Annotated in this window: 9 protein-coding genes and 1 pseudogene; all 10 read left to right on the top strand. The window is 66.9% G+C overall.

Going from position 1 to position 10,253, the window contains the following annotated elements; all coding sequences use genetic code 11:
- Positions 1-598: pseudogene (mutL, locus tag N878_RS03950) on the top strand (DNA mismatch repair protein MutL); the annotation flags it as partial.
- Between the two features lie 33 nt (positions 599-631).
- Positions 632-1,573 carry a tRNA (adenosine(37)-N6)-dimethylallyltransferase MiaA gene (gene miaA, locus N878_RS03945; RefSeq protein ID WP_031302711.1) on the top strand — a complete coding sequence of 314 codons (942 nt, stop codon included), beginning with the start codon at positions 632-634 and terminating at the stop codon, positions 1,571-1,573.
- Positions 1,574-1,673: 100 nt separating this feature from the next.
- The gene (hfq, locus tag N878_RS03940; protein WP_021442389.1) at positions 1,674-1,934 is read left to right on the top strand and encodes an RNA chaperone Hfq; all 261 of its coding nucleotides are present in this window, start codon (positions 1,674-1,676) and stop codon (positions 1,932-1,934) included.
- A 13-nt stretch (positions 1,935-1,947) separates the two neighbouring features.
- Positions 1,948-3,249, top strand: coding sequence for a ribosome rescue GTPase HflX (gene hflX / locus N878_RS03935; protein WP_021442388.1), 1,302 nt, complete (start codon positions 1,948-1,950; stop codon positions 3,247-3,249).
- Positions 3,250-3,346: 97 nt separating this feature from the next.
- A complete protein-coding gene (gene hflK / locus N878_RS03930) occupies positions 3,347-4,504 on the top strand; it encodes an FtsH protease activity modulator HflK (protein WP_021442387.1) in 1,158 nt (385 codons plus the stop codon).
- Complete coding sequence (gene hflC, locus N878_RS03925) at positions 4,504-5,373, top strand: protease modulator HflC (RefSeq protein ID WP_021442386.1); 870 nt, start codon at positions 4,504-4,506, stop codon at positions 5,371-5,373. The genes hflK and hflC overlap by 1 nt, the downstream gene beginning before the upstream one ends.
- Before the next feature lie 119 nt (positions 5,374-5,492).
- Positions 5,493-5,678: a DUF2065 family protein gene (locus N878_RS03920; protein WP_021442385.1), complete on the top strand. Its 186-nt coding sequence runs from the start codon at positions 5,493-5,495 to the stop codon at positions 5,676-5,678.
- Positions 5,679-5,715: 37 nt separating this feature from the next.
- On the top strand, positions 5,716-6,903 hold the full coding sequence (locus N878_RS03915) for an ATP phosphoribosyltransferase regulatory subunit (protein ID WP_021442384.1): 1,188 nt from the start codon (positions 5,716-5,718) through the stop codon (positions 6,901-6,903).
- A 56-nt stretch (positions 6,904-6,959) separates the two neighbouring features.
- Complete coding sequence (locus tag N878_RS03910) at positions 6,960-8,255, top strand: adenylosuccinate synthase (protein WP_021442383.1); 1,296 nt, start codon at positions 6,960-6,962, stop codon at positions 8,253-8,255.
- 171 nt (positions 8,256-8,426) lie between these two features.
- On the top strand, positions 8,427-10,253 hold a 1,827-nt coding region (locus N878_RS03905; protein ID WP_036987334.1), incomplete at its 3' end, for a methyl-accepting chemotaxis protein.

The following is a 10,253-nucleotide window of genomic DNA, read 5'->3' as shown; positions in this document are numbered from 1 at the left end:
GGAGCAGGGCGACGTGCCGCCGCTGGGCTATGCGCTGGCCCAGCTCAAGGGGGTCTATATCCTCGCCGAGAACGCTCAGGGCATGGTGCTGGTGGACATGCACGCGGCGCACGAACGCATCACCTACGAACGGCTCAAGCAGGCCATGGCCAGCGAGGGGCTGCGCGGCCAGCCGCTGCTGGTGCCGGAGTCCATCGCCCTCAGCCAGCGCGAGGCCGACTGCGCCGAGGAGCACGCCGAGTGGTTCCAACGCCTCGGTTTCGAGCTGCAGCGCCTGGGCGAGGAGAGCCTGGCGATTCGCCAGATTCCGGCGCTGCTCAAGCAGGCCGAGGCCACCCAGTTGGTGCGCGACGTGCTCGCCGACCTGCTGGAGTACGGCACCAGCGACCGCATCCAGGCCCATCTCAACGAGCTGCTGGCGACCATGGCCTGCCACGGCGCGGTGCGCGCCAACCGCCGCCTGACCCTGCCGGAGATGAACGCCCTGCTGCGCGACATGGAGCAGACCGAGCGCAGCGGCCAGTGCAACCACGGCCGGCCGACCTGGACCCAGCTGGGCATGGACGACCTCGACAAGCTGTTCCTGCGGGGGCGCTGAGTGGCCAAGCCGTTACCGCCGGCCATCTTCCTGATGGGGCCGACTGCCGCCGGCAAGACCGACCTGGCCCTGGAGTTGGCCCGCGTGCTGCCGTGCGACCTGATCAGCGTCGACTCGGCGCTGGTCTACCGCGGCATGGACATCGGCACCGCCAAGCCGGACAAGGCCGTTCTGGCGGAATTTCCCCACGCTCTGATCGACATTCGCGACCCGGCCGAGAGCTATTCGGCGGCAGAATTTCGCGCCGATGCCCTGGCGGCCATGGCCGAGAGCGCTGCGCGCGGACGCATCCCGCTGCTGGTGGGCGGCACCATGCTGTATTACAAGGCGTTGCTGGAGGGGCTGGCCGATATGCCCAGCGCCGATCCCGCCGTGCGCGCCGAGTTGGAGGCGCGCGCCGCGGTCGAAGGTTGGGAGACGCTGCACCGCGAGCTGGCCGCGGTCGATCCTGAATCGGCGGCGCGCATCCATCCCAACGATCCACAGCGCCTGACCCGAGCGCTGGAGGTCTACCGCGTCAGCGGTCTGAGCATGAGCGAGCACCGCCTGCGCCAGGCGGCGGGAAATCCCGACGCAGGGGCGCCGGGCGCCGGGCAATTGCCCTATACTGTTGCGCAGCTTGCTATCGCTCCAGCGCAGCGTCAGGTCTTGCATGCGCGCATCGCCAGGCGATTTCAGGCGATGCTGGAACAGGGGTTCGTCGAAGAGGTCGAAGCCCTGCGCCGCCGAAGTGACTTGCACGCGGGATTGCCGTCTATACGAGCGGTAGGCTATCGCCAGGTGTGGGAATACCTCGACGGCGGGTTGTCGCGGGCGGAGATGGTCGAGCGCGGCGTGATCGCCACGCGGCAGTTGGCCAAGCGGCAGTTCACCTGGCTGCGCGGCTGGGACGATCTGCACTGGCTGGACAGCCTGGCCTGCGACAATCTGTCTCGCGCCTTGAAATACCTGCAAAGCGTCTCCATATTGAACTGAGACCTTGCCGCTGGCCGTCTATCCTTGGGGGTGGGGCGGCCTGAAGCCATTGTTTACCTACTAAAATTATTGAAATTGATCCTCGAAAGGAGTGCGGCACATGTCAAAAGGGCATTCGCTACAAGACCCTTACCTGAATACCCTGCGTAAGGAACGCGTCCCTGTTTCCATCTATCTGGTCAACGGCATCAAATTGCAGGGCCAGATCGAATCGTTCGACCAGTTCGTCATCCTGCTGAAGAACACCGTCAGCCAGATGGTCTACAAACATGCCATTTCCACCGTCGTGCCCAGCCGCCCGGTGCGCCTGCCCAGTGCCGGCGACTCCGAACAGGCCGAAGCCGAGCCGGGTAACGCCTGACTAGGGGGCTGCATTGTTCTTCGAGCGTCATGAGGGCGGTGAGCGGGCCATCCTGGTTCATCTGGACGGCCAAGACTCCGAGGCGAGCGAAGACCCCCAGGAGTTCCAGGAGCTGGCCATGTCGGCAGGTGCCGACATGGTCGCCTTTTTCAGCGTGCCGAGCAGCCGCCTGACCGCCAAGTACCTGATCGGCAGCGGCAAGGTCGAGGAGCTGCGCGACCAGGTCAAGGCTGAAGAGGCCGATCTGGTCATCTTCAACCACACTCTGACCCCCAGCCAGGAGCGCAACCTCGAGCGCGCCTTCGAATGCCGCGTGCTCGATCGCACCGGCCTGATCCTCGATATCTTCGCCCAGCGCGCGCGTACCCACGAAGGTAAGCTGCAGGTCGAGCTGGCGCAGCTCGACCACATGAGCACGCGCCTGGTACGCGGCTGGACCCACCTGGAACGGCAGAAGGGTGGTATCGGTCTGCGTGGGCCGGGGGAAACCCAGCTGGAAACCGACCGCCGCCTGCTGCGGGTGCGCATCCGCCAGATCAAACAGAAGCTGGAGAAGGTGCGCAGCCAGCGCGAGCAGGCGCGGCGCGGGCGTCGGCGCGCGGATATCCCCTCGGTATCGCTGGTCGGCTACACCAACGCCGGCAAGTCCACCCTGTTCAACGCGCTGACCGCCTCCGCGGTCTATGCCGCCGATCAGCTGTTCGCCACCCTCGACCCGACCCTGCGTCGGCTCGAACTGGACGACCTCGGGCCCATAGTGCTGGCCGATACCGTGGGCTTCATTCGCCATCTGCCGCACAAGCTGGTCGAGGCCTTCCGCGCTACGCTCGAGGAATCGAGCAACTCCGACCTGCTGCTGCACGTGATCGACGCCCACGAGCCCGAGCGCATGGCGCAGATCGAGCAGGTGCAGGCGGTGCTCAAGGAGATCGGCGCAGACGAGTTGCCGATGCTCGAGGTGTACAACAAGCTGGATTTGTTGGAAGGTGTCGAGCCGCAGATTCAGCGCGATGCCGACGGCAAGCCGCTGCGGGTGTGGTTGTCGGCGCGCGAGGGGCGTGGTCTGGAGTTGTTGCGCCAGGCCGTGGCCGAGTTGCTCGGCGAGGATCTGTTCGTCGGTACCCTGCAGTTGCCGCAGCGCCTGGGGCGTCTGCGCGCGCAGTTCTTCGCCCTCGGGGCGGTGCAGAGCGAGGGGCACGACGAGCAGGGGCAGAGTCTGTTGTCGGTGCGTCTGCCGCGGGTCGAGCTCAATCGCCTGGTCAGTCGCGAAGGGCTGGAGCCGCAGGCCTTCATCGAGCAACACACTTTGCAATAAAGCCCGGGGCAGTGGCTTTGCCGCCGCCATCGGGCATTGGGTAGCATTGGCGGGCGCGCCGTGGGCGCGCCTTCGCTTTATCAGTACGGAGAACGCTATGGCTTGGAATGAGCCGGGTGGCAACTCGAACAATCAAGACCCTTGGGGCGGCCGCAAAGGCGGTGGCCGGCAGGGCCCGCCGGATCTCGACGAAGCGTTCCGCAAGCTGCAAGAAAGCCTCAACGGGCTGTTCGGCGGCGGCAAGAAACGGGGTGACGACGATTCCGGCCGCAGCGGTGGCGGCTTCGGCCTGCTGTTCGTCGGTCTCGGCCTGCTGGCCGTGATCTGGCTGTACAGCGCCATCTACGTGGTCGACGAGCAGGAGCAGGCGGTGGTGCTGCGCTTCGGCAAGTACCACGAAACCGTCGGCCCCGGCCTGAACCTCTATTTCCCGCCGATCGACCGCAAGTTCCAGGAGAACGTCACTCGCGAGCGTGCCTACAGCAAGCAAGGGGCGATGCTCACCGAGGACGAGAACATCATCGAAGTGCCACTGACCGTGCAGTACCGCATCAGCAACCTGCAGGACTTCGTGCTCAACGTCGACCAGCCGGAAGTCAGCCTGCAGCACGCTACCGACAGCGCCGTGCGCCACGTGGTGGGCTCCACCGAGATGGACCAGGTGCTGACCGAGGGTCGTGAGCTGATGGCCAGCGAGGTGCGCGAGCGCCTGCAGCGCTTCCTCGACAACTACCGCACCGGCATCACCATCACCCAGGTGAACATCCAGAGCGCGGCGGCGCCGCGCGAAGTGCAGGAAGCCTTCGACGACGTGATCCGTGCCCGTGAAGACGAGCAGCGCGAGAAGAACCAGGCCGAATCCTACGCCAACGGGGTGATCCCGGAAGCGCGCGGTCAGGCCCAGCGCATGCTCGAAGAAGCCAACGGTTACCGCGACGAAGTGATCGCTCGCGCCCAGGGTGAGGCGGACCGCTTCAGCAAGCTGGTCGCCGAGTACCGCAAGGCGCCCGAGGTCACCCGCGAGCGGCTGTACCTGGACACCATGCAGGAGCTGATGAGCAACACCAGCAAGGTGCTGGTGACCGGCGACAAGGGACAGAACAACCTGCTCTATCTGCCGCTGGACAAGATGATCGACAGCCGCAGCGGCGCTGCGCCAAGCAATATCAGTGGCGCCGGCAGCGTCGGCGGTTCGACCGGCGCGTCGAACATTCAGGTCTCGCCGCGCAATGATCGTTCTAGGGAGAGTCGTTGATGAGCAACAAGTCCCTGATCGGCCTGATTGCGGCCGTGGTTCTGGCCCTGGTGGCATGGAACAGCTTCTATATCGTGGCGCAGACCGAGCGTGCGGTGCTGTTGCAGTTCGGCCGCGTGGTGCAGCCGGATGTGCAGCCTGGCCTGCATGTGAAGATCCCCTATGTGAACCAGGTGCGCATCTTCGACGGTCGTCTGCTGACCCTGGATTCGACTTCCTCGCGCTTCCTGACCCTGGAGAAGAAGGCGCTGATGGTCGATGCCTACGCCAAGTGGCGGGTGAAGGACGCCGAGCGCTTCTATCAGTCCACCTCGGGTATCAAGCAGGTGGCCGACGAGCGTCTGGCGCGTCGTCTGGAAGCTTCGCTGCGTGACCAGTTCGGTAAGCGCACCCTGCACGAATCGGTATCCGGCGAGCGCGATGCGCTGATGGCCGACGTCACCGCGACCCTCAACCGCGCCGCCGAGCGCGAGCTGGGCATCGAGGTGGTGGATGTGCGGGTCAAGGCCATCGACCTGCCGCGCGAGGTCAACCGCAGCGTGTTCGAGCGGATGAGCACGGAGCGTGAGCGCGAGGCGCGCGAACACCGCGCCAAGGGTCGCGAGCTCGCCGAAGGCATCCGTGCCGACGCCGACCGTCAGCGCCGCGTGCTGCTGGCCGAAGCCTACCGCGAGGCCGAAGAGCTGCGCGGTGACGGCGACGCCGAGGCCGCCTCGATCTATGCCCGCGCCTATGGCCAGGATCAGGAGTTCTACTCCTTCTACCGCAGCCTGCGCGCCTACCGCGAGAGCTTCGCCGATAAGCGCGACGTACTGGTGCTCGACCCGGGCAGCGACTTCTTCCGCTATCTGGAGAAGGCCAAGCCCTAAAAGAGCGGCTTCGAGCTGCAGGTGGACGACTTGCAGCTCGAAGCTTGTGGCTTGAAGCTTTTAGCGTGGTATCATGCGGCAGCCGGGAAAATCCCGGCTTTTTTGCGTCTGTGGGAATCATGTGGCAGGAACTCGGCATTGCTCTGTGTCTGATGCTGGTGCTGGAAGGCATCCTGCCCTTCCTCTATCCGCGCCAGTGGCGCGGAGCGGTACTGCAGGCAGCCCGGCTGCCCGACCGCCGACTGCGCCTTATGGGGCTGGCCAGCATGCTGCTGGGTACGGCCCTTCTATATCTGCTTCACTGAAGGCTTGTGCCGCCCGGATCGAGAGGGGAATGGCGAAATGGCAACGGTAGACCGCTGGCTGCTGCCAGATGGCATCGAAGAAGTACTGCCGCCGGAAGCGGCGCGCATCGAAGCAGCCCGCCGCCAGGTGCTGGATCTGTTTCAACGCTGGGGTTACGAGTTCGTCGTCACCCCCCATATCGAGTACCTGGAATCCCTGCTGACCGGCGCCGGTCAGGACCTCGACCTGCGCACCTTCAAGGTCACCGACCCGCTGTCCGGTCGGCAGATGGGCTTTCGTGCCGACATCACCCCGCAGGTGGCGCGCATCGATGCGCACACCCTGCGCCGTGAAGGGCCGAACCGGCTGTGCTACGCCGGCAGCGTGGTCCATGCCCAGCCGCGTGCGCTGACCACCTCGCGCAGCCCGATCCAGCTCGGCGCCGAACTCTATGGCGACGCCAGCCCGGCCAGCGATATCGAGGTGATCAGCCTGCTGGTCGAGATGCTCGAACTGGCGGCGGTGCCCGATGTGCACATGGACCTCGGTCACGTCGGCATCTACCGCGGCCTGGCGCGTGCCGCCGAGTTGTCCGCCGAGGTCGAGCAGCAGCTGTTCGACGCCCTGCAGCGCAAGGCCATGGACGAGATCGCCGAGCTGACCGCCGGGCTGCCGGCGGGCCTGGGTAGCATGCTGCGTGCCCTGGCCGAGCTGTGCGGCGGGCGCGAGGTGCTGGACCTGGCCCAGGCTGCGCTGGTCGAGGCGCCGGAGGCGGTGCACGCGGCGCTGGACGAGCTGATGGCCATCGCCGACGCCCTGGAACTGCGTTACCCGGAGTTGCCGCTGTACTTCGACCTCGGCGAGCTGCGCGGCTACAACTATCACACCGGTGTGGTGTTCGCCGCCTTCGTTCCGGGGGTCGGCCAGTCCATCGCCCAGGGCGGGCGCTACGACGACATCGGCGCCGATTTCGGCCGGGCGCGCCCGGCCACTGGCTTTTCCACCGACCTCAAGACCCTGGTCAGTCTCGGCGATATGCGCCTGGACGAGCCGGCCGCCGGCGTCTGGGCGCCGGACAGTCACGATCTCTACCTGTGGCAGGCCGTGCGTCGCCTGCGCAGCGAAGGCCAGCGCGTGGTCCAGGCGCTGCCCGGGCAGAGCGAGGCGGATGCGCGCGAGGCGGGCTGCGATCGCCTGCTGGCGCTGCGTGACGGACGTTGGCAGGTGGCGCCCCTGGCGTCCTGAATTCATTTTCGCCGGCCCGCGGCCGGCATCGAAGCTTGCGCGAAGAGGACAAGTTTATGGGTAAGAATGTCGTCGTCCTGGGCACCCAGTGGGGTGATGAGGGCAAGGGCAAGATCGTCGATCTGCTCACCGAGCAGGCCGCCGCAGTGGTGCGTTATCAGGGCGGTCACAACGCCGGTCACACCCTGGTGATCGACGGCGAGAAGACCGTGTTGCACCTGATTCCGTCCGGCATCCTGCGCGACGGCGTCGAGTGCCTGATCGGCAACGGCGTGGTGGTGGCGCCCGATGCGCTGCTGCGCGAGATCACCAAGCTGGAAGAGAAGGGCGTACCGGTGCGTCAGCGCCTGCGCATCAGCCCGGCCTGCCCGCTGATCCTGTCCTACCACGTGGCGCTGGATCAGGCGCGCGAGAAGGCCCGCGGCGATGCCAAGATCGGCACCACCGGCCGTGGCATCGGCCCGGCCTACGAAGACAAGGTGGCCCGTCGCGGCCTGCGCGTCGGCGACCTGTTCCATCGCGAGCGCTTCGCCGCCAAGCTGGGCGAGCTGCTGGATTACCACAACTTCCAGCTGGTCAATTTCTACAAAGAGCCGGCCATCGACTTCCAGAAGACCCTGGACGAGTGCATGGAATACGCCGAGCTGCTCAAGCCGATGATGGCCGACGTCACCGCCGTGCTGCATGACCTGCGCCGCGAAGGCAAGGACATCATGTTCGAAGGCGCCCAGGGCTCGCTGCTGGACATCGACCACGGCACCTATCCCTACGTGACCAGTTCCAACACCACCGCTGGCGGCATCGCCACCGGCTCCGGTTTCGGCCCGCTGTACCTGGATTACATCCTCGGCATCACCAAGGCCTACACCACCCGTGTCGGCTCCGGCCCGTTCCCGACCGAGCTGTTCGACGACGTCGGCGCCTTCCTCGCCAAGCGTGGCCACGAGTTCGGCGCCACCACCGGCCGTGCCCGTCGTTGCGGCTGGTTCGACGCGGTGATCCTGCGTCGCGCCATCGAGATCAACAGCATCTCCGGGCTGTGCCTGACCAAGCTGGACGTGCTCGACGGTCTGGAAACCATCCGTATCTGCACCGGCTACAAGGATGCGGGCGGCCAGGTGCTGGTCGATGCGCCGACCGACGCTGACAGCTACCTCGGCCTGCAGCCGGTCTACGAGGAAATGCCGGGCTGGAGCGAGTCCACCCTGGGCGCCAAGACCCTGGAAGACCTGCCGGCCGCTGCTCGTGCCTATATCAAACGTGTGGAAGAGCTGGTCGGTGCGCCGATCGACATCATCTCCACCGGCCCGGATCGCAACGAGACCATCGTCCTGCGTCATCCGTTCGCCTGATCGGGGCGCTGTCGAGTTGAAAGAGCCGCCTTCGGGCGGCTTTTTTGTGCCCTGCCAGCCGGGCGGGTGGAAGGCTCTTTGCGTCTGACGCGCGGGCATGCGCCTTGCTTGCGCTCAATAAATCGCGGAAGTCGCCGTTATAGCGGTAATGGTCGTTGAGGAGTCCCGCCAGTGTTCGCCATTGTTTCGATGTTGCGCAGCCGCCTGCTGCGCCCGGTGTTCGTCGCCCTCGGCCTGGCCATGTTGGTGCAGGTGGGGCTGGCGGTGTGGCTGATGCGTGCCTCGGTCGACGGCATGGTCGAGGATCTGGCGCAGCGCCTGGGCGGCGAGAGCCGACGCCTGGGCGAGGAGCTGAATGCGGCCGAGCGCGAGATGACCCAGGGTCTCGCCGCGCTGGCGGGCAATACCCGCAGCCGTCTCGGCGAAGGCCTCTCGGCGCAGCTCAAGAGCGAGCAGGCGCAACTGCGCCGGGTGCTCGAAGACAGCCTCAAGCAGTCCGGCACGGCGCTGGCGCAGTTGCTGGCCGGCGTGGCGCCGAAGGCCATCTGGGACGACGACGTGCCGGCCTTGACCGCGTTGACCCGTATCGCCCAGCAGGACCCGGCGGTGCTCTTCGCGGTGTTCTACGACGCCGACGGCAAGCGCCTGACGCGCAATTTCAACCGCAGCAACACGCTGGTGCGCGAACTGGTCGCGGCCGGCCAGGGCGACACGCCGCTGGACAAGCTGGTCGACGCCGCCTCACGCGATCCGCGGGTGTACCTGCTCGAGGTGGACATCAACCCCATGGGCGCGCGCATCGGCAAGGTGCAGATGGGCATGTCGCTGGCCTTGGTCGAGGCCGAGCTGGCGGCCCTGGATGGGCGCTTCCAGGCGCTGGTCGGTGGTGCCGGCGAGCTGGTCGACAGCAGCCTGGCGGGCGCCGCCGAGGACAGCACGCGGGCGTTGCAGGCACGCCTGCAGGCTGCCGAAGGCTACACCGCGGAGATGGCGCGCAACGGCGGCGAGTCGGTGCGCCTGGCTGCCGATGGTCTGCGCTGGAGTATCGCCCTGGGGCTGCTGGCGGTCGGTGCGCTGACCTTGCTGGCGGTGGCGCTGGTGCTCGGCTGGCGCGTGCTCAGCCGCCTGCGTCTACTCAGTGCGGCGCTGAACGACCTGGCGGCGGGCGAGGGCGACCTGACTCGGCGGGTGAGCATCGACAGTCGTGACGAGGTGGGTGAGATGGCCGCTGCGGTCAATCGCTTTATCGCCAAGCTGCAGCCCATCGTGCGCGAATCCGGCGAGGTGGCGCTGCGCACCGGCGAGCAGATTCGCAGCCTGACCCTGCGTGGCGTGGCCGCCGAAGCTGCCGCCGGGCGCCAGCGCGACGAGGTCGCCGGCAGCCTGCAGGCGCTGGAGCAGATGGCCGACGAGGCGCAGGCCGAGAGCCAGGCCATGCAGGAGGCGTTGCAGCGGGTAGCCAGTATTCGCCAGGCGGCGCACGACAATGCGGCCATCGCCCAGCGTCTGTCGGTCCTGATCGAAGGCCTGGTGGCGCGGGTGGCCGATGGCTCGGCGGTGATCGAGCGGCTGGCCAAGCAGAGCGAGCAGATCGAGGTGGTGCTGACGGTGATCCAGTCCATCGCCGAGCAAACCAACCTGCTCGCGCTGAATGCCGCCATCGAGGCGGCGCGTGCCGGCGAGAGCGGGCGCGGTTTCGCCGTGGTGGCCGACGAGGTGCGCGCGCTGGCGAGCAAGACCCAGCAGTCCACCGGCGATATCCAGGCGCATATCGCCGCCCTGCAGCGCGGTGCGCAGGAGGCGGTGGCGAGCATCGCCCAGGCCGGCGAGCAGGGGCATCAGGGGTTGCAGGTGCTGCGCGACAGCGCGCGCCTGCAGCAGTCGGTGCAGGACTCGGTGGACGAGGTGCATGGTGCGATCAATGCGGCGACTCAGGCGGCGGCGCATCAGGCCGCAGGGGCGGGCGCGGTGCGCGGGCGGGTCGAGACCATCCATGCC

The organism is Pseudomonas sp. EGD-AK9 (genome assembly GCF_000465935.2).
Classification (GTDB): Bacteria; Pseudomonadota; Gammaproteobacteria; order Pseudomonadales; family Pseudomonadaceae; genus Aquipseudomonas.
Note: the sequence above shows the minus strand (reverse complement) of the source record. Positions and strands in the feature narration are given on the sequence as shown.

Bases quoted from the DNA above. Each gene is read 5' to 3' on its own strand.
- N878_RS03920 (WP_021442385.1), top strand. From the start codon at position 5,493: ATGTGGCAGGAACTCGGCATTGCTCTGTGTCTGATGCTGGTGCTGGAA.
- miaA (WP_031302711.1), top strand. From the start codon at position 632: ATGGGGCCGACTGCCGCCGGCAAGACCGACCTGGCCCTGGAGTTGGCC.
- hflK (WP_021442387.1), top strand. From the start codon at position 3,347: ATGGCTTGGAATGAGCCGGGTGGCAACTCGAACAATCAAGACCCTTGG.
- hflC (WP_021442386.1), top strand. From the start codon at position 4,504: ATGAGCAACAAGTCCCTGATCGGCCTGATTGCGGCCGTGGTTCTGGCC.
- hfq (WP_021442389.1), top strand. From the start codon at position 1,674: ATGTCAAAAGGGCATTCGCTACAAGACCCTTACCTGAATACCCTGCGT.
- N878_RS03915 (WP_021442384.1), top strand. From the start codon at position 5,716: ATGGCAACGGTAGACCGCTGGCTGCTGCCAGATGGCATCGAAGAAGTA.
- N878_RS03910 (WP_021442383.1), top strand. From the start codon at position 6,960: ATGGGTAAGAATGTCGTCGTCCTGGGCACCCAGTGGGGTGATGAGGGC.